This window comes from Variovorax sp. 160MFSha2.1 (genome assembly GCF_048305075.1).
GTDB classification, from domain to species: Bacteria; Pseudomonadota; Gammaproteobacteria; order Burkholderiales; family Burkholderiaceae_C; genus Variovorax; species Variovorax guangxiensis.
In genome coordinates, this window is the sequence record NZ_CP157624.1 from 436,284 (window position 1) to 460,040 (window position 23,757).

General features: G+C 69.6%; 23 protein-coding genes. 5 read left to right on the forward strand and 18 right to left on the reverse strand.

Annotation, left to right across the window (positions count from 1 at the left end; all coding sequences use genetic code 11):
• Window positions 1–20 precede the first annotated feature (20 nt).
• From fahA to ABL838_RS01935, 6 genes are all read right to left on the reverse strand, one after another.
• On the reverse strand, window positions 21–1,286 hold the full coding sequence (gene fahA, locus ABL838_RS01910; protein ID WP_418123870.1) for a fumarylacetoacetase: 1,266 nt from the start codon (window positions 1,284–1,286) through the stop codon (window positions 21–23).
• 31 nt (window positions 1,287–1,317) lie between these two features.
• Window positions 1,318–2,292: a Bug family tripartite tricarboxylate transporter substrate binding protein gene (locus ABL838_RS01915; RefSeq protein ID WP_418123872.1), complete on the reverse strand. Its 975-nt coding sequence runs from the start codon at window positions 2,290–2,292 to the stop codon at window positions 1,318–1,320.
• Window positions 2,289–3,602, reverse strand: coding sequence for a homogentisate 1,2-dioxygenase (gene hmgA / locus ABL838_RS01920; protein ID WP_184640315.1), 1,314 nt, complete (start codon window positions 3,600–3,602; stop codon window positions 2,289–2,291). The genes ABL838_RS01915 and hmgA overlap by 4 nt, the downstream gene beginning before the upstream one ends.
• Before the next feature lie 172 nt (window positions 3,603–3,774).
• Window positions 3,775–3,972 (reverse strand): DUF2783 domain-containing protein, encoded by a 198-nt coding sequence (locus tag ABL838_RS01925; protein WP_126022388.1) that lies wholly within the window; start codon window positions 3,970–3,972, stop codon window positions 3,775–3,777.
• Between the two features lie 12 nt (window positions 3,973–3,984).
• Entirely contained in the window at window positions 3,985–5,622 is a 1,638-nt protein-coding gene (locus ABL838_RS01930; RefSeq protein WP_418123874.1) for an FAD-dependent oxidoreductase, read from the reverse strand.
• A 151-nt stretch (window positions 5,623–5,773) separates the two neighbouring features.
• Window positions 5,774–6,733, reverse strand: a complete 960-nt coding sequence (locus ABL838_RS01935) for an MBL fold metallo-hydrolase (RefSeq protein ID WP_184640311.1) — start codon at window positions 6,731–6,733, stop codon at window positions 5,774–5,776.
• Between the two features lie 146 nt (window positions 6,734–6,879).
• On the opposite strand from ABL838_RS01935, the gene ABL838_RS01940 reads away from it, so the two are divergent.
• Window positions 6,880–7,737: an IclR family transcriptional regulator gene (locus ABL838_RS01940; protein ID WP_418123877.1), complete on the forward strand. Its 858-nt coding sequence runs from the start codon at window positions 6,880–6,882 to the stop codon at window positions 7,735–7,737.
• Entirely contained in the window at window positions 7,734–8,501 is a 768-nt protein-coding gene (locus tag ABL838_RS01945) for an SIR2 family NAD-dependent protein deacylase (RefSeq protein WP_418123879.1), read from the forward strand. Before ABL838_RS01940 ends, ABL838_RS01945 begins: the two co-directional genes overlap by 4 nt.
• 6 nt (window positions 8,502–8,507) lie before the next feature.
• On the opposite strand, the gene ABL838_RS01950 is transcribed toward ABL838_RS01945, so the two are convergent.
• From ABL838_RS01950 to ABL838_RS01975, 6 genes are all read right to left on the reverse strand, one after another.
• Complete coding sequence (locus tag ABL838_RS01950) at window positions 8,508–8,729, reverse strand: hypothetical protein (protein ID WP_295977544.1); 222 nt, start codon at window positions 8,727–8,729, stop codon at window positions 8,508–8,510.
• Window positions 8,730–8,766: 37 nt separating this feature from the next.
• Window positions 8,767–9,432 (reverse strand): ABC-type transport auxiliary lipoprotein family protein, encoded by a 666-nt coding sequence (locus ABL838_RS01955; protein WP_418123881.1) that lies wholly within the window; start codon window positions 9,430–9,432, stop codon window positions 8,767–8,769.
• Window positions 9,433–9,459: 27 nt separating this feature from the next.
• Window positions 9,460–10,419, reverse strand: coding sequence for an MlaD family protein (locus ABL838_RS01960; protein WP_126022381.1), 960 nt, complete (start codon window positions 10,417–10,419; stop codon window positions 9,460–9,462).
• A gap of 9 nt (window positions 10,420–10,428) precedes the next feature.
• Complete coding sequence (locus ABL838_RS01965) at window positions 10,429–11,253, reverse strand: ABC transporter ATP-binding protein (protein ID WP_369659975.1); 825 nt, start codon at window positions 11,251–11,253, stop codon at window positions 10,429–10,431.
• Window positions 11,254–11,265: 12 nt separating this feature from the next.
• Window positions 11,266–12,432: an MlaE family ABC transporter permease gene (locus ABL838_RS01970; protein ID WP_184640303.1), complete on the reverse strand. Its 1,167-nt coding sequence runs from the start codon at window positions 12,430–12,432 to the stop codon at window positions 11,266–11,268.
• Between the two features lie 148 nt (window positions 12,433–12,580).
• Entirely contained in the window at window positions 12,581–13,510 is a 930-nt protein-coding gene (locus tag ABL838_RS01975) for a LysR family transcriptional regulator (protein ID WP_126022378.1), read from the reverse strand.
• Window positions 13,511–13,630: 120 nt separating this feature from the next.
• Between ABL838_RS01975 and ABL838_RS01980 the strand changes: the two genes are divergently transcribed.
• Together ABL838_RS01980 and ABL838_RS01985 are read left to right on the forward strand one after the other, a co-directional pair.
• Window positions 13,631–15,139, forward strand: a complete 1,509-nt coding sequence (locus ABL838_RS01980; protein ID WP_418123882.1) for a CoA-acylating methylmalonate-semialdehyde dehydrogenase — start codon at window positions 13,631–13,633, stop codon at window positions 15,137–15,139.
• A 170-nt stretch (window positions 15,140–15,309) separates the two neighbouring features.
• The gene (locus ABL838_RS01985; protein ID WP_418123883.1) at window positions 15,310–16,938 is read left to right on the forward strand and encodes a GMC family oxidoreductase; all 1,629 of its coding nucleotides are present in this window, start codon (window positions 15,310–15,312) and stop codon (window positions 16,936–16,938) included.
• 6 nt (window positions 16,939–16,944) lie between these two features.
• On the opposite strand, the gene tetR is transcribed toward ABL838_RS01985, so the two are convergent.
• Window positions 16,945–17,598, reverse strand: a complete 654-nt coding sequence (gene tetR / locus ABL838_RS01990) for a tetracycline resistance transcriptional repressor TetR (protein ID WP_418123884.1) — start codon at window positions 17,596–17,598, stop codon at window positions 16,945–16,947.
• An 81-nt stretch (window positions 17,599–17,679) separates the two neighbouring features.
• Between tetR and tet the strand changes: the two genes are divergently transcribed.
• Window positions 17,680–18,897, forward strand: coding sequence for a Tet(A)/Tet(B)/Tet(C) family tetracycline efflux MFS transporter (tet, locus tag ABL838_RS01995; RefSeq protein WP_418123885.1), 1,218 nt, complete (start codon window positions 17,680–17,682; stop codon window positions 18,895–18,897).
• Window positions 18,898–19,020: 123 nt separating this feature from the next.
• On the opposite strand, the gene ABL838_RS02000 is transcribed toward tet, so the two are convergent.
• Genes ABL838_RS02000 through ABL838_RS02020 form a run of 5 tightly spaced genes read right to left on the reverse strand, consistent with a single transcriptional unit; the run spans window position 19,021 to window position 23,755 of the window.
• Window positions 19,021–20,070 carry an ABC transporter substrate-binding protein gene (locus ABL838_RS02000; RefSeq protein WP_126184101.1) on the reverse strand — a complete coding sequence of 350 codons (1,050 nt, stop codon included), beginning with the start codon at window positions 20,068–20,070 and terminating at the stop codon, window positions 19,021–19,023.
• Window positions 20,071–20,091: 21 nt separating this feature from the next.
• A complete protein-coding gene (locus ABL838_RS02005; RefSeq protein WP_418123886.1) occupies window positions 20,092–21,240 on the reverse strand; it encodes an NAD(P)/FAD-dependent oxidoreductase in 1,149 nt (382 codons plus the stop codon).
• A complete protein-coding gene (locus tag ABL838_RS02010) occupies window positions 21,237–22,658 on the reverse strand; it encodes an FAD-dependent oxidoreductase (RefSeq protein WP_418123888.1) in 1,422 nt (473 codons plus the stop codon). The genes ABL838_RS02005 and ABL838_RS02010 overlap by 4 nt, the downstream gene beginning before the upstream one ends.
• The gene (locus tag ABL838_RS02015) at window positions 22,655–22,954 is read right to left on the reverse strand and encodes a (2Fe-2S)-binding protein (RefSeq protein ID WP_418123889.1); all 300 of its coding nucleotides are present in this window, start codon (window positions 22,952–22,954) and stop codon (window positions 22,655–22,657) included. Before ABL838_RS02015 ends, ABL838_RS02010 begins: the two co-directional genes overlap by 4 nt.
• Before the next feature lie 6 nt (window positions 22,955–22,960).
• Window positions 22,961–23,755, reverse strand: coding sequence for an ABC transporter permease (locus tag ABL838_RS02020; RefSeq protein WP_418123890.1), 795 nt, complete (start codon window positions 23,753–23,755; stop codon window positions 22,961–22,963).
• Window positions 23,756–23,757: the final 2 nt, after the last annotated feature.

The window sequence follows — 23,757 nt, forward strand, 5'->3', positions numbered from 1 at the left end:
GGGGAGAGGGAAGAAGACTCTCAGACCACCGTTCCGCTGACCTCGCCCAGCCCGATCCGCACCGCGCCGGCGCGCTCGCAATACCCGCGGATCACCAGCGTGTCGCCGTCTTCCAGGAACGTCCGCTTCTCGCCGTTGGGCAGCGTGATCGGCTGCTTGCCGCCCTGCGTCAGCTCGATCAGCGAGCCGGCTTCGTCGGGCTTCGGGCCCGAGAGGGTGCCCGAGCCCAGCATGTCGCCCGGCTGCAGGTTGCAGCCGTTGACCGTGTGGTGCGCGACGAGCTGCGCTGCCGTCCAGTAGGCCGCCTCGGTGGTGTTGCCGCGCGTCAGGCGCACGGGCGCCACGCCCTCGGCGCGCATCTTCGCGGTCTGCAGCAGCACTTCGAGCGTGATGTCGAGCGCGCCGCTCTCACAGTTGGAGGCCGAGTCGAGGTACGGCAGCGGCTGCGGGTCGCCGGCGGGGCGCTCGAACTTCGATCGGAAGGGCGCCAGCGCTTCCATCGTCACGAGCCAGGGCGACAGCGTGCTGGCGAAGTTCTTCGACAGGAAGGGGCCCAGCGGCTGGTATTCCCAGGCCTGCAGGTCGCGCGCCGACCAGTCGTTGAGCAGCGTCACGCCGAACAGGTGCTCCTCGGCGTCGGCGATGGCGATGGGTTCGCCCTGCGCGTTGCCGCGGCCGATGAAGAAGCCCAGCTCCAGCTCGTAGTCCAGCCGCTTCGACGGCCCGAATGTCGGCTCGGCCGCGTCGGGCGCCTTGGTCTGGCCCTGCGGGCGCTTGAAGACCTGGCCGCTCACGCCGATGGACGAGGCGCGGCCGTGGTAGCCGATGGGCACCCACTTGTAGTTGGGCATCAGCGGCTGGTCGGGGCGGAACAGCTTGCCGATGGTGGTGGCGTGGTGAATGCCCGTGTAGAAGTCGGTGTAGTCGCCGATGCGGCAGGGCACGGTCATCTCGGCCTGGGCCTGCGGCAGCAGCGCCTTCGACCAGGCGGCCTGCTTGTCGCTGCCTTCGGCCAGGCCGGCCGAGATGGCGGCGCGCAGCGCCTGGCGTTCCTTCGTGCCGGCGTTCATCAGCCCGTTCATGTCGTCGGTGTCGACCAGGCCCGTGGCGCGCAGGTCCAGCACCTGGTCGCCGATGGCGACGCCGATGCGGAAGGCCTCGCTGCTGCCGGCGGTGCGGAAGCGGCCGAAGGGCAGGTTCTGGATCGGGAAGTCGGTGCCGGCCTCGTTGGCCGATGCGACCCAGCTGCGCAGCTTCGGGTCATGGGTGGCGTTCAGTGCGGTCATGGATGTCTTTCTGTACTTGATCTGTCTGTGTTCAGTCTGCGGTCATTCCGGCCTTCTTCGCCACATCGCCCAGGCGCTGGTATTCGGTCTCGGTCAGCGTGGTGAGCTCCTGCGGCGTGGAGCCGCGCGGCGAGAAGCCGGCTTGCGCCAGCTTGGCCTTCACATCGGGCATCGCGAGCGCTTCCACGAAGGCCTCGTTCAGCGCCTTCACCACCGGCGCCGGCAGCTTCGCCGGTCCGTACACGCCGAACCACGGCTCCAGCGCGTAGCCCTTCAGGCCCGCCTCGGCCATGGTCGGCACATCGGGCAGCGAGGGCGAGCGCGCCGGGCCGGCCACCGCCAGCGCGCGCAGCTTGCCGGCCTGGATGTGCGGCAGCGAGGCCGGCAGGTTGTCGAACATCACGCCGATGTTGTTGCCCAGCATGTCGGTGATGGCCGGGCCGCTGCCCTTGTAGGCGACGTGGACGAGCTCGGTGCCGGTCATCTGCGCGAACATCACGCCCGCCAGGTTCATCGAGGTGCCGGCGCCCGCGGTGGCGTAGGGCAGGCCGGGGTTCTTCTTCGCGGCGGCGATCAGCTCGGGCACCGACTTCACGGCCGAGGCCGCCGGCACTTCGAGCACGATGGTCGAGGTGCCAAGCAGGCTGATGGCGGTGAAGTCCTTGCGCGGATCGAAGGCCATCGACTTGTAGATGTGCGGGTTCAACGCATTGGTGGAGATCGCGCCGAAGCCGATGGTGTAGCCGTCGGGCGCGGCCTTGGCCACCGCGTCCATGCCGATGTTGCCGCCAGCGCCGCCGCGGTTGTCGATCAGCACCGGCTGGCCCAGCTTCTCCGACACCTTCTGGCCCACTGTGCGCGCCACCAGGTCGGTGGTGCCGCCCGGCGTGTAGGGCACGATGAAGCGGATGGGCTTGGAGGGGTAGTCGGCCGCTTGGGCGAGGAAAGGCACGGCGAGCAGAGCCACGGCCATCGCGCGGCGTGTGAGAGTGAACACGGTCTTCATGCCTTGAACTGGTCTTTCAAGCCTGCCCAGCAGTCGGCGTAGTCGGTATCGAGCGCCGGACTCTTCAGCGCGAAGTTCGTCGGAATGAAGCGATAGCGGCTCTCGAACATGAAGGCCAGCGTGTTGTCCAGCTTGTGCGGCTTGAGGTCGGCGTGGGTGGCCTTGTCGAAGGCTTCCTCGTCGGGGCCGTGCGGCACCATGCAGTTGTGCAGGCTCGCGCCGCCGGGCTTGAAGCCGCCGGGCTTGGCGTCGTACTCGCCCAGCACCAGGCCCATGAACTCGCTCATCAGGTTGCGGTGGAACCACGGCGGACGGAAGGTGTTCTCCATCACCATCCAGCGCGGCGGGAAGATCACGAAGTCGCAGTTGGCCGTGCCGGGCGTGTCGCTGGGCGAGGTCAGCACGGTGAAGATCGACGGATCGGGATGGTCGAAGCTGATCGAGCCGATCACCATGAAGTGCGCCGTGTCGTACTTCACCGGCGACAGGTTGCCGTGCCAGGCCACCACGTTGAAGGGCGACTGCTTCATCGGCGCCTGCCAGAAGCGGCCGCCGAACTTCTTGACGATCTCGTAGCCGCCTTCTTCCGTCTCGAAGGCCGCCACCGGTGCCTGGAAGTCGCGCGCGTTGGCCAGGCCGTTCGAGCCGATCGGGCCCAGCTCCGGCAGGCGGAAGTGCGCGCCGTAGTTCTCGCAGACGTAGCCGCGCGAGAGGCCGTCGGGCAAGGCGACCTTGAAGGCCATGCCGCGCGGCAGCACCGCGATCTCGCCGGGCTTCACGTCGAGCACGCCCAGCTCGGTCGTGATGACGAGGCGGCCCTGCTGCGGCACCACCAGCATCTCGCCGTCGGCGTTGACGAAGGCGCGGCGCTCCATCGAGCGGCCCGCGAGGTACATCAGCGAGCCGATGCCGACCTGCGACTCGGCATCGCCGTTGGCCGCGATGGTGCGCATGCCGTCGATGAAGTCGGCCTTGGCCGCCGCTTCGTCCAGCGGCTGCGGATGCCAGCGCAGCGGCTCGGGCGGCAGCGCGACCTCGCGGTCGGCGCCGGTGGTCCACAGCGGCTGCGCATAGGGCTGGTAGCGGCCCGACACCACCGAGGGCTGGCGGCGATACAGCCAGGTGCGGCGGTTCTCGTGGCGCGGTGCGGTGAAGGCGGTGCCGGAGAGCAGCTCGGTGTAGAGGTCGAGAGGTCCGCGCTGCGGATTGTTGCGGCCCTGCGGCAGCGCGCCGGGCACGGCCTCGGAGGCGTATTCGTTGCCGAAGCCGCTCTGGTAGCGGCGCTCGGTGGAAGAGGTTGCGGCGGTCATGTGGTCCTCATGGATTGACTTGAATGGGGGTGGAAGGCGGGGTCGGGACGCGGGGGACGCGAAAGTTTCGCGAAGAGCGCGAAAGAGACAAGGAAAGAAATTTTGAAATTCTTTTCTGCGTCCTTCGCGAAACCTTCGCGTCCTCTGCGTTCGGCTGTCCGCATCCGAGTGCCTACTTCGCAGCCGCGAGCGCTTCGCGCAGCACGGCGAGCGAGCCGATGTGGTTGGCCAGCACCAGCACGAGGCGCGCGTTGTACGCGTTGCTCTCGTCGGTGCTCAGGCCCTGGTGCGCGTCGATCAGCGCTTCATAGAAATCGTCGGGCGCCTCGAGGTGCGCTTCGGTGATCAGCTTGGGGGTGGATGCGGTCATGGGTTCGTTCCCTCAGTGTTTGCCGAGCGCACGATCGACGGCGTTGCGCACCTGCGCCGCCGACGGGGCGCGCCAGCGCGCGCACACGTGCTGGTCGGGGCGCAGCAGGTACACGGTGCCGGGGCGGGCGTCGTAGCGCTGCGCGGCGAGCTCGCTGCCGCGGGCGCCGTCGTCCATGCGCACCACGTGCAGCGGCCGGTCGCAGGCCCTCAGCGCGGCCAGGCTGCGCTCGGCCGCCTCGCCCTGGCCGAATACCAGCGCGGTGAACTGCGCGACATGGCATTCGCGCAGCAGCCAGCCGGTGCTGCCGTCGGCATGCACCACGGGCGCGTCGGCCGCGGCGGCGCCGGGCACCATCGCGCCCGTAAAGGCGTCGGCGTCGGGCGTGTTCAGCGGCGAGTCGCGCAGCACCGAGGGCACCGACAGCCGGCCGCTGTTGACCAGCGTGCGCGCGAAGGCGTGGCGCTTCGTCAGCTCCAGCACCGCGTCGCGGAAGAGGCGGCTCACCTCGCTCTTGGGCGTGATGAAGTCGGTGGCGCGGGTGGAGTTGCGGATGTTCTCGTCGGCGGCGTACTCGCGCTCGCTGGCGTAGCTGTCGAGCAGCGCATCGGGCGCGTTGCCCTGCACCACGGCGGCGAGCTTCCAGGCGAGGTTGTCGGCGTCCTGCACGCCCGAGTTGGCACCGCGCGCGCCGAAGGGCGACACGCCGTGGGCCGAGTCGCCCGCGAACAGCACGCGGCCGTGGCGGAAGCGCTCCATGCGCTGGCAGGCGAAGGTGTAGACGCTGGCCCAGCCGATGCGGAACTGCACGCCCTCGAAGCCGATGCTGTCGAGCAGCGCGCGCACGCGCGGCGTGATGCTCTCGGGCTTGCGCTCTTCCACCGGGTCGGCGTCCCAGCCGAGCTGGAAGTCCACGCGCCACATGCCGTCGGCCTGCTTGTGCAGCAGCACGCTCTGGCCGGGGTGGAACGAGGGGTCGAACCAGAAGCGGCGCTCGGTCGGCAGGTCGGCGTCCATCGTGATGTCGGCGATCAGGAAGCGGTCGCGGAACACGCGGCCCTTGGCCTCCAGGCCCAGCATCTGGCGCGTGCTGGAGCGCGAGCCGTCGCAGGCGGCCACGTAGTCGGCCTGCAGCCGGTAGCTGCCCTCGGGCGTTTCCACCGTCAGCACCGCGCCGTCGTCGCTTTGCTCGATGCCGGTGACCTTGTTGTTCCAGCGCAGGTCGACCAGCGGCAGCGCCGCCGCGCGCTCGACGAGGTAGCCCTCGACGTAGTACTGCTGCAGGTTGATGAAGGCCGGGCGCTCGTGGCCGGGTTCGGGCAGCAGGTCGAAGCGGTAGACCTGCTCGTCGTGGAAGAACACCTTGCCCACGTTCCACGACACGCCCTTGTCGACCATGCGGTCGCCGCAGCCCAGGCGGTCGAATACTTCCAGCGTGCGCTTGGCGAAGCAGATCGCGCGGGAGCCGCTCGAGAGGGTGTTGTCGTTGTCGAGCAGCACCACGGGCACCTGCCGCAGCGCGAGGTCGATGGCCAGCGTCAGCCCGACCGGGCCGGCGCCGATCACCACCACCGGGTGGCGCGCCGGGGCGGCCGCGTCCTGGTCGGCGTGGCGTTTGTAGTCGAAGCGCAGGCTCTGGTAGTCGATCACGTCTTGTCTCCGTGTCTTTGTCTTGGTCTTTCTCCTTCCCCTTCCGGGGGAGGGTTGGGGTGGGGGTAAGCGGCCATCGATGCAGCGCGGCGTTCAAGGCCGTCAGCCCCCACCCCAACCCGCCCCCGGAAGGGGAGGGAGCAATGCGGGATCAGCCTTCGAGGGCCTTCCACATCTCGACATCGCGCTCGGCCGTCCAGATGCGCGGGTCGGCATGGCCCGAGGCCTCGTCGTAGGCGCGGCTCACGTCGAAGGGCATGCAGTGGTCGAAGATCACCCACTGGCTGTACTTGGGCTTGAGCTTCTCGTAGGTCTCCTTGTAGACCGCGTTCAGGTCGCGCCCGGCCTTCACGCCTGCCTGCACGCTGGCGTACACGTCGGAGATGAAGTCGCGCGTGCCGGTGAGGCCCTCGGCCACCGCCTCGGGGGTGGTCAGCGCGGCGCCGCGGCCGGGCACCAGGGCCACGGGCTTGAGGGCGGCGATGTTGTCCAGCGTCTGCGGCCAGTCCTTGAAGTAGGCGTCGCCCGCGTACGGCGTGGCGCCGAACTCGACCAGGTCGCCCGACAGCAGCGTGCGCTCCTGCGGCAGCCAGACGACGGTGTCGCCCTTGGTGTGGCCGCGCCCGAGCTGGATCAGCTGCACCTCGAGCTTGCCCAGCCACAGGGTCATCTTGCCGGTGAAGGTCATGGTGGGCCAGGTCAGGCCCGGCGGCACGGTCTCGACGTTCTGGAACAGGCGCGGGAAGCGGCCGATCTCGCTGGCCTTGTCCTGCTCGCCGCGCTCGACGATCAGGTCGCGCGTGTCCTGGCTGGCCAGGATGTGCTCGGCACCGTAGCCGGCCGCGCCCAGCACGCGCACTGCGTGGTAGTGGGTGAGCACCACGTACTTGATGGGCTTGTCGGTCACCTCGCGGATGCGGCGCACCACGTCGGCCGCCATGGCGGGGGTGGCCTGGGTGTCGGCCACCAGCACGCAGTCGTCGCCGATCACGATGCCGGTGTTGGGATCGCCCTCGGCGGTGTAGGCCCAGGCATGTTCCGAGATCTGGCTGAAGGTGACCTTCTTCTCTTCCATGTCGGCCTGGCTGGCGAATTTCTTGGCTTGGCTCATCGGGGTGTCTCCGTCGGTGGGGTGGAATTTGAAATTCGTCTAAGTCGAACGAATTTGCAGTTAACGAATGACTGCAGTGTAAGCCGGCGATCAGTTAATGTCTAATCCCTTCTTCATGAACGAACGACCAGAAGGCGAGGCCGGCCATGGCAGCCAGTGACAGCGACCGCGCCCAGCGCGGCATCCAGAGCATCGAAGTCGGCGGCCAGCTGCTGCGCGCGCTGGTGCATCACGGCCGCCCCATGGCGCTGAAGGACCTGGCGCGCGAGGCCGACATGACGGCGGCCAAGGCGCACCCGTACATGGTCAGCTTCGGGCGGCTGGGCCTCATCGAGCAGGACCGCGCCAGCGGCCACTATCTGCTCGGCCCGCTCGCCTTGCAACTGGGCCTCATCAGCCTGCAGCAGGCCGACCCGGTGCACATCGCCACGCCGCTGATCGGCCAGCTCGCGCAGCAGATCGGCCACACCGTGGCGCTGGCCGTGTGGGGCGCGCGCGGCGCGACCATCGTGCGCACGGCCGAGTCGCCCTCGCCGGTGCACGTGAACATGCGGCACGGCACGGTGTTCTCGCTGACCAACACGGCCTCGGGGCGGGTGTTCGCGGCTTATCTCGACGAGGACGCGGTGCGCAGCCTGCTCGAGGAAGAACGCCAGCGCCAGAAGCAGCGCAAGGGCGGCGAGCCCACGCCCCCGGCCGGCATGCCGCCGGTGCAGCCGCTGCCCTCCTGGGGCGACTTCGAGCGCCAGCTGAAAGAAGTGCGCGACCACGGCCTCAGCCGTTCCGATGGCGAGGTCATCGAGGGCGTGAGCGCCATGGCCGCGCCCGTCTTCGACCACACTGGCGCCATCGTGCTGGCCGTCACCGCCATCGGCCCGGCCGGCATTTTCGACACCGCGTGGGACGGCGAGATTTCCCGTGCGCTCAAGGCCTGCGCCGATACCGTGTCGCAGCGCCTGGGCGCCGCAGCCGCCGCGCCAGCTCCCCCCAGAACAGAGAGATGACGACGCCAGTCACACCGGATATTTCTTCTTCCTTTTCCTCCCCTGTTCACGCGGCCACCGAACTGCTGGCCAACGCCCGCCGCATCGTCGTTTTCTCGGGCGCGGGCCTGTCGCGCGCCTCCGGCATTCCCACCTACCGCGATGCCGACGGCCTCTGGAAGAGCCAGAACGCCCTGCAGTTCTCCCACGCCGAAGACCTGGCGCGCGACCCGTCGGGCTTCACGAAGTTCTGGGGGCAGCGCCAATCGGTGATCGAGTCGGCCCAGCCCAACCCGGGCCACACCGCGCTCGCGCTGCTGCAGCGGCTGCGCCCCGCCACGCGGCTGGTGACGCAGAACGTCGACGGCCTGCTCACGCTGGCCGGCGGGCAGGACGTGCTGGAGCTGCACGGCTCGCTGCGCCGCTGGCGCTGCGACCGCTGCGGCAACCGAAGCGGCCCCTGGCCTTTCCACCGCTGCCTGCGCTGCGGCTCGCACGCGCGGCCCGACGTGGTGATGTTCGGCGAGATGCTGAATGCCGGCGTGCTGCTCGACGCGCAAGTGGCGGCTCAGGAGTGCGACCTGTTCATGGTCGTGGGCAGCACCACCATCGTTTATCCGGCGGCCGAGCTGCCGCAGACCGCCCTCGCGAACGGCGCGCGGCTCATCACGCTGAACCTGGAGCCGCTGCCGCACCTGGACGACGCGGCGGCCGTGGTGCTGCGCGGTCTTTCCGAAGACCTGCTGCCGCAGTTGCTGGCGGGTGTGCCGGGCTCCAGAAGCTGAGGGCGCTCAGCCCTTCCGGCCCCCCAGCAGCACCAGCGCCCCGCCCACCACGATCACGGCCACGCCGGCCCACACGGGCAGGTTGACCGTTTCCTTCTCCTTCACCGAGAACTCCAGCGGCCCGAGCTTGGCCTGGTGGGTTTCCTTGGTGAAGCTGAAGCTGCCCAGGGCCAGCACGGCGATGCCGGCCACGATCAGCAGGATGCCGACGATGCGTGTTGCGTTCATGAGGCGAGGCTCCTTCCTTTCCGTGTGGTGCCGCAGATTACTGCCGCGGCTGTTGCTGCTGCAACTGGTCCACCCACTGCACGACCTCGGCCACGGCCGCGTCGCTGGCCGCGATCAGCGCCTTCACGCCGCCGGGCGCGTCCGCGCTGGGCGCGGGGCGGCGCACGGTGAACAGGCGCTGGCCCAGCACCCGGTCGCCGCCGGTCGTGGTGCGGACCAGCGTGGCGCGCAGGCGCACCAGGCCCACGCTGGCGCTCGCCGACTCGAAGTAGTGGCTGAACTCGTCCAGCGAGATGCGCAGCGTGTCCGGCGCCTCGCCACGGCCGCGCGAGATGGTGGCCGCCTCTTCGGGGCCGAGCACCATGCGGCGCTCCGAGAGCGTGTCGCGCAGCCGCTGGCGCAGCAGCTGCGAGGGCGGCAGGCTCCAGCGCGACTGGCCGTAGGGCCGCAGCTCGTTGGCGTCGGCGTAGCCCAGGCGGTAGAGGATCTGCGTGCCTTCAAGGCGGGTGTTGCTCTCGAACTCGGCCAGCGAGAGCGTCGGGAGGCTGGCCGGCGCGGCGGCCGGGGCCGGCATCGCCGGGCCGGGGCCGAAGTCGTAGAGCGTGGCGCGCGCGGGCTTGTCGGGCAGCGCGCCGCAGCCCGCGGCCAGCAGCAGGGCGCAGCCGAGCGCGAGGGCGGCGGGGGTCTTGCGAATGGCGTTCATGGTCGGTGATCCTCCCTCGGTCGGGAATCAGGGCCGTGTCGCGGCCGGCGCCTGGAAGCCCGGCTCGCCCGGGCCCGCGGCCGCGCCGCCGTTGCCGAACAGCAGCGATTGCGGGTTGTCGTTGATGCTGTCCGCCGCGCGGCCCAGCCGGCGCACCGCGTGCGAGGTGTCGTCGGCCACGCGGTTCACGCGCGGCAGCGTGGCGGCGTTGAACGAATCGACCGCCTGCGCCAGCGCCTTGGTGCCGTCGCTCAGCCGCTCGACCGGACCGTCGGGCGCGTTCAGGCGGCCCACGGTGGTGTTGAAGTTGTTGGCCACGCGCGAGACGTCGCCGGCGGCCTTCTTCACGGAGGCCATGGTGTCGGGCAGCTTCGTCAGCGCCGGATTCAGGCCGGTCTTCACGGTGTTGTCGAGCGTCTTGAGCAGCGTGTTGGCGCTGGCCGAAGCGGCCGCGATGTTCTCCAGCGCGTCGGCCGCGCGCTTCTGGTTGGGGTCGCTCAGCAGCTGGTTGGCGCGTTTGGTCACTTCCTCGACCTGGTTGATGATGGCCTCGCCGCGGTCCTGCAGCTGCGCCAGCATCGAGGGCTTGAGCGGGATGCGCGGCGGGTCGTCGTTGTTGGGCTTGAGCGCGACGGTCGATTCGCCCTTGTCGTCCAGCGCGATGAAGGCCAGGCCGGTCACGCCCTGGTAGCTCAGCGTGGCGAAGCTGGAGGTGGTGAGCGGCACGCGCTCGTCGACCGTGATGCGCACCCGCACGTTGCCCTTGACCTTGGGGTCGAAGTCGATCGACGCCACCTTGCCCACCGCGATGCCGCGGTAGCGCACCATGGCCTGCGGCTGCAGGCCGCTGACCGCGTCGCGCGTGGAGAGCTCGTAGATGTTGCGCACGGTGTTGTCGCGCGTGAACCAGACCACCAGCGCGACGAGCGCGGCGATCAGTCCGAGCACGAAGGCGCCGGCGGCGAGTGCGTGGGCCTTGTTTTCCATGGTGGCTACCTACCTTTCAGCGGCCCGCTCGGGGGCCGGCTTGTCATGCAGCGCTTCGAGGGCGCGCTGGCCGCGCCCGCCGAGAAAGTATTCGTGGATGAAGGGATGCGGATACGCGATGACCTCGCGCGCCGCGCCGGTGACGATCACCTTCTGGTCGGCCAGCACCGCGATGCGGGTGCTCAGGTCGAACAGCGTGTCCAGGTCGTGCGTGACCATCACCACCGTGAGGCCCAGTTCGCGGTGCAGCCCGCGCAGCAGGTCGCAGAAGCTGTCGGACGCCTCGGGGTCGAGGCCCGCCGTGGGTTCGTCCAGCAAGAGCAGCGGCGGGTCCATGATGAGCGCGCGCGCCAGCGCCACGCGCTTGATCATGCCGCCCGACAGATCGGCCGGGCTCTTGTTGGCATGCTGCGGGCCCAGGCCCACCATCTGCAGCTTCACCAGCGCCGCGTGGCGGATGAGCTCGTCGGGCAGCAGCTTCAGCTCGCGCAGCGGAAAGGCGATGTTCTCCAACACGCTGAAGGCCGAGAACAGCGCGCCGTGCTGGAACAGCATGCCCACGTTGGCCGCGCCCGAGGCGCTGAGCTCGCCGGGCTCCTGGCCCAGCACCTCCACGTGGCCGCGCGTGGGCTTCTCCAGCCCGAGAATCTGGCGCAGCAGCACCGTCTTGCCCGTGCCCGAGCCGCCGACCAGCGAGAGCACCTCGCCGCGGTCGATGTGCAGCTGCAGGTCGCGGTGCACCACCTGCTCGCCGTCGGCGCTCTGGAACACGGTCCACAGCCCGCGGATGTCCACCACGGTGGCGTCGGTGTCGGGGCGCACGGGCATGCTCATGGTTTCACGCCCTCATGCCCGGAAGCCGATACCTTTGAAGAGCACGGCGAAGAGGGCGTCGACCAGGATCACCGCAGTGATCGACGTGACCACCGACGAGGTCGTGCCGCGCCCGAGGCTCTCGGTGTTCGGCTTCACCTTCATGCCGAAGTGGCAGCCGATCAGCGCGATCAGGATGCCGAATACCGCCGACTTGGCCATGGCCAGCCACAGGTTCGAGATCGGCACCGCGCGCGGCAGGGCCGAGAGGAAATAGGCCGGCGAAATGTCGAGGGCAGCGTCGGCCGCGAGCATGCCGCCCGCGAGCGCGGCCATCGAAGTCCAAAGGCTGATCAGCGGCATTGCGATGGCCAGCGCCAGCACGCGAGGCATCACCAGGCGAAAGCCGTGCGGGATGCCCATCACGCGCATCGCGTCGAGCTCCTCGGTCACGCGCATCACGCCGATCTGCGCCGTGATGGCCGAGCCCGAGCGGCCGGCGATCAGCACGGCGGCCAGCACCGGCCCCAGTTCGCGGATCAGCGAGAGCCCGAGGATGTTCACCACGAAGGTCTCGGCGCCGTACTGGCGCAGCTGCTGCGAGATCAGGTAGGCCAGCACCACGCCGATCAGCAGGCCGACCAGCGCCGTGATGTGCAGCGCCGTCGCGCCGAACTGATACAGGTGCCCGGAGAAATCGCGCCACGGTCCGCGGTGCGGCGCGCGTGCCAGCCGGCACAGGTCGAGCGCGAGCTGGCCGATCAGCGCGGTGAAGTCGCGCACCACGTACATCACGCGCGGCCCGTTGTGCGAGAACGCGCGGATGCGGTCGTTCAGCGTGGGCGAGGGCTCGTCGGGCGTCGCGACGGTGTACTGCGCCACCTGGTCGAGCACGGCCTTGTGCTGCGGCGACAACTCGATGGTGGCGGGCCACTCATGGCGCCAGTGCTCCCACAGCAGCTGCGCGCCGATGTGGTCGAGTTGCTCGATGGGCCGCAGGTCCCAGGCACGGTCGTCGGCCGGCGGGGCCGCCTTCAGGCTCTGGTCCAGCGCCTGCCATGCCGGCTTGGACGACATCGCCAGCGTGGTCCAGCGGCCGCTGGCCACCGTCCATTGGCGGCCCTCCTGCTCACGTTGCCCGACGCGGGGCCACGCGCTGTCGGCGGCGGAGGCGTCGGCAGGCGATGGAGCGGGAGACATGGCTGGATGAGAAATAAGTGAGGCGGGTGAGGGGGAAAGTTAACAAAACCCGTGCCGGGTGCGCGCATCGTAACCGCGTGCATCCGCGGTCAAGGTGCGCCAGACCCTTCGTTCGCGTAGGGCACCACGCCGTTTCTTCATGATTTCCTCAGGGCGCGAAGCCATCGGAGAGCGCCTCGCGCAGCCAGCCCACGAAGGCCGTCACCGCCTGCGGCACGTGCGTGGCGTAGGGGCGTATTGCATACAGGCGCTCGCCAAAGGCGCCCACCGAGCGCCATTGCGGCAGCACCTGCTGCAGCTTGCCCGACTGCAGCGCCGCCTGCGCGCTGAAGTCGGGCACCAGCGCGATGCCCAGGCCGCTCAGGGCCGCGTCGCGCAGCGCCTCGCTGTTGTTGGCGACCAGCGGCCCCGACACCGGCACCGTGATGCGAGGCGCCGAAGACTTGGTCTCGAAGTGCCAGGTCGGCGTTTCCTGGGCGCGGGGGTAGTGCAGGCAGTCGTGGCCGGCCAGCGCCTGGGGCTCGCGCGGCGTGCCGCGGCGGCGCAGGTAGGCGCGGCTGGCCACCAGCACCGAACGGGTTTCGCACAGCGTCCAGGCCACGTGCGTGTCGGGCGGCGCGGCCGTATGGCGGATCGCGAGGTCGAAGCCCTCCATCGCGAGCGAGCTGAGCCGGTCCGACAGGTCGAGTTCGATGCGCACCTCGGGTTGCGCGCGCAGGAACTCGGCCAGCCTGGGCACCAGCTGCTGGCGCGCGAAAGCCACCGGCGCCGTCACCCGCACCAGCCCGCGCGGCACGCCCGCGAGGTCGCGCACGCCGGCGAAGCTGTGGGCGATCTGCTCGAAGGGGCCGCGCATGTCTTCCACCAGCCGCTGGCCGGCCTCGGTGAGCCGCACGCTGCGCGTGGTGCGCTGCACCAACGGCGCGCCGGCCGCGCGTTCGAGCTCGGCGATGCGCTGGCTCATGGCCGCCTTGCTCACGCCCAGGCGCAGCGCGGCGGCGGTGAAGCTGCCCTGCTGCGCCAGCACCGTGAGCCAGTGCAGGTGCGTCCAGAGCGACTCGATATTTTGGGGTTTCATGCCTGCATTGTTCGCCAATGCGAACAATAAGTTCAAGCATCGTGACTAGGCGGGGAACAACGCGCTGCCTAAACTGGCCGCACTCCTCCTCCCGACACCGCCTCCATCAGGGTTCTCCCCATGCCTACTTCCATCGACCACTTCATCGCCGGCAAGCCCGCCGCCAACACCTCCGGCCGCACGCAGGACGTGACCAACCCCGCCACCGGCGCCGTCACCGGCAAGGTCGGCCTGGCCAATGCGGACCAGGTCTCGGCCGCCGTCGCAGCCGCGCAGGCCGCCTTCCCGGCCTGGGCCGACACGCCGCCGATCCGCCGCGCGCGCGTGATGTTCAAGTTCCTGCAGCTGCTCAACGAGCACAAGGACGAGCTGGCCCACATGATCACCGCCGAGCACGGCAAGGTCTTCACCGACGCGCAGGGCGAAGTCAGCCGCGGCATCGACATCGTCGAGTTCGCCTGCGGCATCCCGCAGCTGCTCAAGGGCGACTACACCGACCAGGTCAGCACCGGCATCGACAACTGGACGCTGCGCCAGCCCCTGGGCGTGGTCGCCGGCATCACGCCCTTCAACTTCCCGGTGATGGTGCCGATGTGGATGTTCCCGGTGGCCATCGCCGCGGGCAACACCTTCATCCTCAAGCCCAGCCCGACCGACCCGACGCCCTCGCTGCGCATCGCCGAGCTGCTGAAGGAAGCCGGCCTGCCCGACGGCGTGTTCAACGTGGTGCAGGGCGACAAGGCCGCGGTCGACGCGCTGCTGGAGCACCCCGACGTCAAGGCCATCAGCTTCGTCGGCTCCACGCCCATCGCCAACTACATCTACGAGACCGGCGCCCGCCACGGCAAGCGCGTGCAGGCCCTGGGTGGCGCGAAGAACCACATGGTGGTGATGCCCGATGCCGACATCGACCAGACCGTGGACGCGCTGATCGGCGCCGGCTACGGCTCGGCCGGCGAGCGCTGCATGGCCATCAGCGTGGCGGTGCTGGTGGGCGACGTGGCCGACAAGATCATTCCCAAGCTCATCGAGCGCACGAAGACGCTGCAGGTGTTGAACGGCGAAAACCTCGCGGCCGAGATGGGCCCGATCGTGACCCGTGCCGCGCACGAGCGCATCACCGGCTACATCGACCTGGGGGAGAAGGAAGGCGCGAAGCTGCTGGTGGACGGCCGCAAGTTCGACGGCAATACCGCCGGCGAAGGCTGCGGCGACGGTTTCTGGATGGGCGGCACGCTCTTCGACAACGTCACGCCCGAGATGCGCATCTACAAGGAAGAGATCTTCGGCCCCGTGCTGAGCTGCGTGCGCGTGGCCAACTTCAAGGACGCGATCGACCTGGTCAACGCGCACGAGTTCGGCAACGGCGTGAGCTGCTTCACCCGCGACGGCAACGTGGCGCGCGAATTCAGCCGCCGCATCCAGGTGGGCATGGTCGGCATCAACGTGCCGATCCCGGTGCCGATGGCCTGGCACGGCTTCGGTGGCTGGAAGCGATCGCTGTTCGGCGACATGCACGCCTACGGCGAAGAGGGCGTGCGCTTCTACACGAAGCAGAAGTCGGTGATGCAGCGCTGGCCGGAGAGCATCGGCAAGGGTGCCGAGTTCGTCATGCCCACGGCAAAGTAGGCCCACCCCCGACTCTCGCGCACTTCGTGTCGCTCGCATCCCCCCTCGAGGGGGCGCTCCCGGCGGCCCGGCGGAGCCGGTTCCGCGGGAGCACTGGTACTGACAGATACTGGCATCGGCGTGGTGCGGCGCCCTGACCAAACAAGAACGAAGCAGAAGGAGACAACCAATTGAGCGAGACCACCTTCGACTATGTCGTCATCGGCGCCGGCACCGCCGGCTCGCTCATGGCGAACCGCCTGAGCGCCGACAGGAACCGGCGCGTGCTGCTCATCGAGGCGGGCCGCAAGGACGACTACCACTGGATCCACATTCCGGTCGGCTACCTGTACTGCATCGGCAACCCCCGCACCGACTGGCTCTACAGCACCGAGCCCGACGCGGGCCTCAACGGCCGGGTGCTGCGCTATCCGCGCGGCAAGACGCTGGGCGGCTGCTCCAGCATCAACGGCATGATCTACATGCGCGGCCAGTCGCGCGACTACGAGCACTGGGCCGACCTCACCGGCGACGAGGGCTGGCGCTGGCAGAACGTGCTGCCGGCCTTCAAAAAGCACGAAGACCACTACCTGGGCGCCGACGAGATGCACGGCGCGGGCGGCGAGTGGCGCGTCGAGAAGCAGCGGCTGCGCTGGGACATCCTCGACGCATTCGCCGAAGCGGCGGTGCAGGCCGGCGTGCCGCACTCCACCGACTTCAACCGGGGCAACAACGAGGGCGTGGGCTACTTCCAGGTCAACCAGAAGAACGGCTGGCGCTGGAACACCGCCAAGGCCTTCCTGCGTCCGACTTGCTACGGCAGGCCCAACTTCGAGCTCTGGACCGGCGGGCAGGTCTCGCGCCTGCTCTTCGAGACGCAGCCCGACGGCACGCGCCGCTGCACCGGCGCCGAGGTGTGGAACGGCACCGAGAAGGTCACGGTGCGCGCCACGCGCGAAGTGGTGCTGAGCGCCGGCGCCATCGGCTCGCCGCAGATCCTGCAGCTCTCGGGCGTGGGGCCCTCCGAACTGCTGAGGCAGCACGGCATCGACGTGGTGGTCGACGCGCCCGGCGTCGGCGCCAACCTGCAGGACCACCTGCAGATCCGCGCGGTCTACAAGATTTCCGGCGCGCCCACGCTCAACGTGATGGCCTCGTCGATGATCGGCAAGGCGAAGATCGGCCTCGAATACGTGCTCAAGCGCAGCGGCCCGATGAGCATGGCGCCCTCGCAGCTTGGCGCCTTCACGCGCAGCTCGCCAGACCGCGAATGGCCCAACCTGCAGTACCACGTGCAGCCGCTGTCGCTCGATGCCTTCGGCGATCCGCTGCACAGCTTCCCGGCCTTCACCGCGAGCGTGTGCAACCTCAACCCGACGAGCCGGGGCTCGGTGCGCATCCGCAGCAACTGCTTCGAGGACGCGCCGGCCATCGCGCCCAACTACCTGAGCACCGACGAGGACCGCAAGGTGGCGGCCGAGTCGCTGCGCGTCACGCGCCGCATCGCGCAGCAGCCCGCGCTCGCCAAGTACAAGCCCGAGGAATGGAAGCCCGGCGTGCAATACCAGACCGACGAGGACCTGGCGCGCCTGGCAGGCGACATCGCCACCACCATCTTCCATCCGGTGGGCACCACCAGGATGGGGGCGGACAACGACCCCGCGGCGGTACTCGATTCGCGCCTGCGCGTGCGCGGCGTGCAGGGCCTGCGCGTGGTGGATGCGGGCGCGATGCCCACCATCACCAGCGGCAACACCAATAGCCCGACGCTCATGATGGCCGAGAAGGCCGCGGGCTGGATCGTCGAGGACAACCGCTGATCGGCTTCAGCGGCGCGGGGCGGCAGTGCGGCGCTTGGGCGGCTCATTGCCCGCCATGCGCGCCTTCGCGCCTTCCAGCATGAGGTCGACGCCGATCTCGAACAGCGCGTCGGGCCCGGCCCGGCGGTAGTTGGCGAAAGCCTCGGCCAGCAGCGGGCGCGAGGCTGCGGCCGCGTCGAGCGCCTGCTGCTGCTCGGCCGCGTCGGGCGGCGTCGCCTGCTGCTCCAGCACGCAGCCCACGGTGTAGCGGCCCAGGGCGATCAGCAGCGTCATCGCCTGCGGCGCGGGCAGGCCCAGGCGGACCACGGAAGCGAGTTGCGCCTCGACCATGTCGAGGTCGGCCGGATCGGGCTCCGAGCCCGCATGCAGCCGCGCACCGTCGCGACGCGCCAGCAGCGCGCGGCGGAAGCTGCGCGCGTTCTCGCGCAAAAAAGCGTCCCAGGTCTCGCCGGGCTGCGGCAGCTTGCGCTCGTGAACGCGGCGCAGGATCTCGCCGTTCATCGCGTCGAGCAGCGCGCGCTTGTTCCTGAAGTGCCAGTACAGCGCCGGCTGCTGCACGCCCAGTCGCTCGGCCAGGAGCCGCGTGCTGAGCTTGTCCATTCCAACCTCGTCGAGCAGCGTGAGCGCCGTCTCGAGGATCACTTCGCGGTCCAGTTTCATTCTTCCGATGTGCGTGCGTGCCGATGTCGACCGGGGAGCGTACTTCACAGCCCGGAATTTATCGCTGATAATTCCTTATCAATGATAAATTCAAGCACCCTCCCAACCTCTTTCGCGAGCGGCCGCCATGCGCATGCCGTGATCCTCGCGATCGTCACGCTCGACGCGATCGGCATCAGCCTGGTCATGCCGATCGTGCCCAGCCTGCTGCGCGAGGTCGGCCATACCGGTGACCTCGGCTGGCGCTTCGGCGCATTCCTCTCGCTCTACGCGTTGATGCAGTTCCTCTGCGCGCCGGTGCTCGGCGCGCTCAGCGACCGCTTCGGGCGCCGCCCGGTGCTGCTGGTCTCGGTGGCGGGCGCCGCCGTCGACGCGCTCTTCATGGCCTTCGCGCCGTCGCTGTGGATGCTGTTCGTGGGCCGCGCGATCGCCGGCATGACCGGGGCCAACATGGCGGTGGCCTCGGCCGCCATCGCCGACCTCACGCCCGAGAACCAGCGCGCGCGCTGGTTCGGCCGCATGGGCGCCTGCTTCGGCATCGGCTTCATCGCGGGGCCGGCGCTCGGCGGCGTGCTCGGCGACCACGGCGTGCGGCTGCCCTTCATTGCCGCCGCCGTGCTCAACGGCCTGACCTTCCTCGCGGCCCTGCTGCTGTTGCGCGAGTCGCGCCCGCCGACGCTCACCTCCCAGCCCTTCGACCGCAGCGTGCTGCACCCGCTCGCACCGCTGCGCTGGGCGAAGAGCTTTCCCGCGCTGCTGCCCATCCTCGGCGTGTTCACCGTGCTGATGCTGGTGGGCGAGGTCGCGGGCACGACCTGGGTGCTCTACGGCGAGGACAAGTTCGCGTGGAACGGCACCATGGTCGGCGTCTCGCTCGCGGTCTTCGGGCTGATCCAGGCGCTGATGCAGGGCTTCGTGGCGGGGCCGCTGGTCGAGCGCTGGGGCGAGCGCGCGGCCATCGCCATCGGCACCGCAGCCGACTGCACCGCGTATGCGCTGCTGGCCTTCGCCACGCAGGGCTGGATGGCACTCGCGCTGCTGCCGCTCTTGTGCACGGGCGGCATCGGCGCGCCCGCGCTGCAGTCGATGCTCTCGGCCCGCGTGGGCGAGGCCGAACAAGGGCGGCTGCAGGGCGTGCTCGCGAGCCTGTCGAGCCTGGCCTCGGTGTTCGGACCGCTGCTCATCAGCCAGCTCTACTTCGCCTTCCGCCTGCGCTTTCCGGGCATCGCGTGGCTGGCGGGCGCGGTGGTCTACCTGCTGTGCATGCCCGTGCTGCTGCGCAGAGCTCCCAGGCCATAGCTGTGGCCTGACTTCGGCCTGATGCCAGAAACACCGAGGAACCGGCTTCGCCGGGCCTCCGGTGTTGCCCCCGGTAGGGGGTTGGCGCAGCGACACGAAGTGCGCGCAGCCTGGGGGCGAGCCCTATTTCTCGATGGTCTTGTTCCAGCGCGCGTTCCACGCCGGGCGGTTCGCGTTGATGCTTTCCCAGTCGATGGTCACCGCGGTCTTCATCCACTTGTTGATGTCCGCCACCTGCGCCACGCCGTCACCCACCACCGGCGCCTTCGGGTTGGTGGGAATCTGTGCGCCGTACTGCAGCACGTTGGCCTGCGCCAGCGGGCTCAGCAGGAACTCGGCGAGCTTCTGCGACAGCTCGGGCTCGGTGTTGTTGGCGATCACGCACTGGCCCACCATGAGCACCACCGCGCCTTCCTTGGGCGGTGCGTACTCCACCGGAATGCCCTTGCTCTTCATCGCGGCCACGGCCGTGGGCGTGAGCGGGAAGATCGCGGCCTCGCCGGTCTGCACCATCTCCGAGAGCTTGGCCGAGCTCGGGATGTACTCCAGCACGTTCGGCCCGATGGTGGTGGGCCAGGCCTTGAAGCCCGGCTCCACGTTCTTGTCGTTGCCGCCCTGGATGCGGTTGAACATCAGGAAGCCGTGCAGCCCGAAGGAGGACGACGACACCGACTGGAACACCACCTTGCCCTTGTACTTCGGGTCGGCCAGGTCCATCCACGAAGTGGGCGGCGCCCAGCCCTTCTCCTTGAACATCTTCGCGTTGTAGGCCAGGCCCGTCATGCCCAGGCTCACGCCGCTGGCCATGTCGTCCTTGAAGCGCGCGGCCGGGTAGATCTCGCCGAGCGACTGGCTGGGCTTCTGCTTCTGGCACAGGCCCATGCCGATGGCGCGCACCATCACGCCGTCGTCGAGGAACATCACGTGCATCTGCGGCTTGTCCTTGTTGGCCTGCGCCTTGGCGAGGATGTCGGACGAGGTGCCCGGCACCACCACCACCTTCGCGCCGTAGGCCTTCTCGAAGGCCGGGAAGACGTACTGCGTGTACGCCTTCTCCATCGTGCCGCCGTTCATGCCGATGTAGAGGGTCTTGGTCTGCGCACCGGCGATGCCGGCGGCCGCGAGCAGCGCGGCCAGCAGCGGAAGGGTTCTGATCGAGGACTTCTGGGACATGGCGATGCTCTCCATTCAGGTTCAGGTGGGGGATGCGGTGAGTGATTCGTCGGCGCCGTCGAAGCGCTCGATGGCGAAGGCGTCGATGGGCGTCTCGGTGCGGCCGTCGCGCGCGAGTTCGGCCAGCACCTCGCCGGCGGCAGGGCCGATCTGGAAGCCCGCGCCCGCGAAGCCGAAGCCGTGGAACAGGCCGGGCGTGGTGCGGCTGGGCCCGAGCACCGGTTCGCGGTCGGGCAGGTAGCCCTCGGTGCCGCCCCAGGTGCGGATGATGTGCGCGTGGCGCAGCACCGGCAGCAACTCGATGGCCTGCACCGCCAGCGCGGCGATGCCCTCGCGCTCGGCGCGCGAGCGTTCGGCATCGAGCGTGATGCCCGTGCCGCCGCCGAGCACCACGTTGCCGCGCTCGACCTGCCGGCAGTAGATGCCGCCGCCTTCCACGCCCAGGCTCCATTTCATGAAATGCGGCACCGGCTCGGTCACCGCCATCAGCGGGCTGCGTGCATACATCGGCGGCGTCTCGCCGAACTGGCTGGCGATGGCGCCGGCCCAGGCGCCCGCGCAGTTCAGCAGCACCGGCGCCTGAACTTCGAGCGCATTGCCGCTGCGCACCATGAACATCGCGCCGTCGTGCGCGACCTCGTCGACCTTGTGGCGCTCGAAGACCTGCGCTCCGGCGCGCCGCGCCGCGAGCGCGAAGGCCGGCGACACCAGGCGCGGATTGGCCTGCCCGTCTTCCGCGCAGAGCGAGCCGCCCACCGCACGCGCGCCGAGCCACGGGCATTGCTCGCGCAGTCGCGCGCCGGAGATCAGCTCCAGGCCCAGGTCGAAATCGCTGCTCAGCGCGCGGTAGCGCTCGAGCGAGGCCATGTCGGATTCGCTGCGCGCGATCTTGAAGTGGCCCGAGCGGATGTATTCGCCGTCGGTGCCCAGCAGCCCGGCAAGACCGCCCCAGATGCGGTGTGCACGCTGCGCCAGCGGCAATTGGCTCACCGGCCGGCCCTGGCGGCGTACGCCGCCGTAGTTCACGCCGCTGGAACGTGAGCCGCAGAGGTCGCGCTCTAGCAGCACCACGCCGACGCCCATGCGGCGCAGCGCCAGCGCGGCGGAAGAGCCGACGATGCCGCCGCCGACGATGGCGACGTCGGTGCGAAGCTTCCTGATCGAACTCATGCGCCGCTCCCTTCGGCCGGCACGAGCCGGATCGGGATCGGCTTGATCGGCGCCTGCCCGCGCAGCCGGCCTACCTGCTGCAGCGGCTGCCGCGTCGCGTGCGCGAGGATCTCGGCCGCGGCCGTGCCGCACATGCGCCCCTGGCAGCGGCCCATGCCGACGCGCGACAGGGCCTTCAGGCGATTCATCTCGTCGGCGCCGGTGTTGGCGATGGTCTGGCGCAACGTGCCGGCGGTGACGTTCTCGCAGCGGCAGATGACGAGGTCGTCGGCCGCGTTCTCCGCCCAGTCCTGCGGCACGGGAAAGGCGCGCTCCAGGCCCTGGCGGAAGCCGGCGAGCTTTTCGAGCTTGCGTTCGAGCTCCGACGCACGCGCGGTGTCGATGGCGATGCCGGCATCCTGCAGCAGCGCCAGCGCCGCGCGCTCGCCAGCCCACTCGGCCGCATCCGCGCCCATGATGCCGGCGCCGTCGCCCGCGAGGTACACGCCCGGCACGCTGGAGCGTCCCGCCGCGTCGCGCACCGGCAGGTGCGCGCGGTGCAGCGGCGCGTAGTCGAAGCGGCAGCCGAGCAGGTCGGCGAGTTGCGTCTCCGAGCGCAGCGCGTAGCCGAAGCCGATCGCATCGCATTCGATCGTGCGCTCGTTCCCGCCGTCGAGCCAGGCCACGCCGGTGACGCGGCCCTGCGCCTCGTCGCCGAGCACGCGCAGCGGACGCACGCCGCCATGCAGCGCAACGCCGTGCGCGCGCAGCCAGCCCACGTAATACATGCCCTTCGCGAGCACGGCCGGCTGCGCCAGCATCGCTGGCGCAGCGGCGATCTGGTCGGCCAGGCGCGCCGTGTCGAGCACCGCTGCCACGTCGACGCCGGCCTTCGCATATTGGTAAGCCACCAGGTAGAGCAGCGGCCCGGTGCCCATGAACACCACGCGCCGCCCGATGGCGCAGCCCTGGAACTTGAGCGCCACCTGCGCGCCGCCCAGCGTGTAGACGCCCGGCAGCGTCCAGCCTGGTAGCGGCAGCACGCGGTCGGTGGCGCCGGTCGCGACGATCAGGTGACTGTAGGCCACGCGGCGGTTGCTGCGCGTGGGGTTGTGCATCACGTCGAGCGCCTGGTCCTGCGCGTTCCACGCGAGGCTGTCGGCATGGTGTTCGATGCGGCCCTGCAGCGCCTCGAAGGCGTTGTGCACAGCGTCGGCGCGCTTCGACTCGAAGCCGTAGAGCGTCTGCTTGTCGCGCGCCGTCAGGCCGGGAGGAGGACGGCGGTAGATCTGGCCGCCGGCGCGCGAGGCCTCATCGATCACCACCGGCTTCAGGCCGTGCGCCACGAGCGTTTGCGCGGCGCGCACGCCGGCCGGACCTGCGCCGACGATCACCGGGCGGACTTCGCCTGTCGCTGCCGGTGTTGCTGTCGCGCTCATGCGCCGTCCTTTCCCGTGACCAGCGCCATGCCCGGCGCGATGAAGGTCGAGCAGGCGCGAACGCGCTCGCCTTCGCCGGTGGAGATCCAGCAGTCCTGGCAGGCGCCCATCATGCAGAAGCCCGCGCGCGGCAGGCCGCTGAACTCGTTGCGGCGCAATTGGCCGCACTGGGTGAGCACGGCGGTCAGCACGGTGTCGCCGGCCAATGCGCTCGCGGATTCGCCGTCGAGCGTGAACGGCACCGTCGCGCGGCCGGTCTTCTCGGCCACGCGGTGGAGCAGGGCGTGTGTTTTCATGGTCATCTATCTGCGCCCCACCAGCACGCGGTCGAGCCCGTAGACGCGATCGAGCAGCACCATCGCGAAGGCCGTCACCGCCACCATCAGCGCCGACACGGCGGCCATCAGCGGGTCGATGGATTCGGTCGCGTACATGTACATGCGCACCGGCAGCGTCACCGTGCTCGGCGAGGTGACGAAGATGGACATCGTCACTTCGTCGAAGCTGTTGATGAACGACAGCATCCAGCCGCCGGTCACGCCCGGCAGGATCATCGGCAGCGTGATGCGGCGGAACACGGTGGCCTGGCTCGCACCCAGCGAGAGCGCGGCCTGCTCGGCGCTGCGGTCGAAGCCCACCAGCGCCGCCACCACCAGTCGCAGCGTGTAGGGCGTGACGATGAGCGCATGCGCCAGCACCAGCCAGCCGAAGCTGCCAGCGCCGCCCACCAGCGAGAACAGGCGCAGCAGCGCCACGCCAAGCACCAGGTGCGGCACGATCAGCGGCGAGAGGAACAGGCCGTTGAGGAAGTCGCGCCCCGCAAACTCGTAGCGCGTGATCGCCATGCCGGCCGGCACCGCGAGCAGCGTCGCGATGGTGGCCGAGCTCAGCGCGAGCCACAGGCTGTTCCAGAACGACTGCATGAAGTCGGGGTGCGCGAACACCGCCTCGAACCAGCGCAGCGAGAAATGCGTGGTGGGGATCGTCAGCGTGTTCTCGGGCGTGAACGCCACCACGCACACCACCACCAGCGGTGCCAGCATGAAGACGATGACGAGCGCGTTGAACGCGAGGGCGATGGGGCCGTTTCTGCTCATCG

Bases quoted from the DNA above. Each gene is read 5' to 3' on its own strand.
- fahA (WP_418123870.1), bottom strand. From the start codon at position 1,286: ATGACCGCACTGAACGCCACCCATGACCCGAAGCTGCGCAGCTGGGTC.
- ABL838_RS01915 (WP_418123872.1), bottom strand. From the start codon at position 2,292: ATGAAGACCGTGTTCACTCTCACACGCCGCGCGATGGCCGTGGCTCTG.
- hmgA (WP_184640315.1), bottom strand. From the start codon at position 3,602: ATGACCGCCGCAACCTCTTCCACCGAGCGCCGCTACCAGAGCGGCTTC.
- ABL838_RS01925 (WP_126022388.1), bottom strand. From the start codon at position 3,972: ATGACCGCATCCACCCCCAAGCTGATCACCGAAGCGCACCTCGAGGCG.
- ABL838_RS01935 (WP_184640311.1), bottom strand. From the start codon at position 6,733: ATGAGCCAAGCCAAGAAATTCGCCAGCCAGGCCGACATGGAAGAGAAG.
- ABL838_RS01940 (WP_418123877.1), top strand. From the start codon at position 6,880: ATGGCAGCCAGTGACAGCGACCGCGCCCAGCGCGGCATCCAGAGCATC.
- ABL838_RS01945 (WP_418123879.1), top strand. From the start codon at position 7,734: ATGACGACGCCAGTCACACCGGATATTTCTTCTTCCTTTTCCTCCCCT.
- ABL838_RS01950 (WP_295977544.1), bottom strand. From the start codon at position 8,729: ATGAACGCAACACGCATCGTCGGCATCCTGCTGATCGTGGCCGGCATC.
- ABL838_RS01955 (WP_418123881.1), bottom strand. From the start codon at position 9,432: ATGAACGCCATTCGCAAGACCCCCGCCGCCCTCGCGCTCGGCTGCGCC.
- ABL838_RS01960 (WP_126022381.1), bottom strand. From the start codon at position 10,419: ATGGAAAACAAGGCCCACGCACTCGCCGCCGGCGCCTTCGTGCTCGGA.
- ABL838_RS01965 (WP_369659975.1), bottom strand. From the start codon at position 11,253: ATGAGCATGCCCGTGCGCCCCGACACCGACGCCACCGTGGTGGACATC.
- ABL838_RS01970 (WP_184640303.1), bottom strand. From the start codon at position 12,432: ATGTCTCCCGCTCCATCGCCTGCCGACGCCTCCGCCGCCGACAGCGCG.
- ABL838_RS01975 (WP_126022378.1), bottom strand. From the start codon at position 13,510: ATGAAACCCCAAAATATCGAGTCGCTCTGGACGCACCTGCACTGGCTC.
- ABL838_RS01980 (WP_418123882.1), top strand. From the start codon at position 13,631: ATGCCTACTTCCATCGACCACTTCATCGCCGGCAAGCCCGCCGCCAAC.
- tetR (WP_418123884.1), bottom strand. From the start codon at position 17,598: ATGAAACTGGACCGCGAAGTGATCCTCGAGACGGCGCTCACGCTGCTC.
- tet (WP_418123885.1), top strand. From the start codon at position 17,680: ATGATAAATTCAAGCACCCTCCCAACCTCTTTCGCGAGCGGCCGCCAT.
- ABL838_RS02000 (WP_126184101.1), bottom strand. From the start codon at position 20,070: ATGTCCCAGAAGTCCTCGATCAGAACCCTTCCGCTGCTGGCCGCGCTG.
- ABL838_RS02005 (WP_418123886.1), bottom strand. From the start codon at position 21,240: ATGAGTTCGATCAGGAAGCTTCGCACCGACGTCGCCATCGTCGGCGGC.
- ABL838_RS02010 (WP_418123888.1), bottom strand. From the start codon at position 22,658: ATGAGCGCGACAGCAACACCGGCAGCGACAGGCGAAGTCCGCCCGGTG.
- ABL838_RS02015 (WP_418123889.1), bottom strand. From the start codon at position 22,954: ATGAAAACACACGCCCTGCTCCACCGCGTGGCCGAGAAGACCGGCCGC.
- ABL838_RS02020 (WP_418123890.1), bottom strand. From the start codon at position 23,755: ATGAGCAGAAACGGCCCCATCGCCCTCGCGTTCAACGCGCTCGTCATC.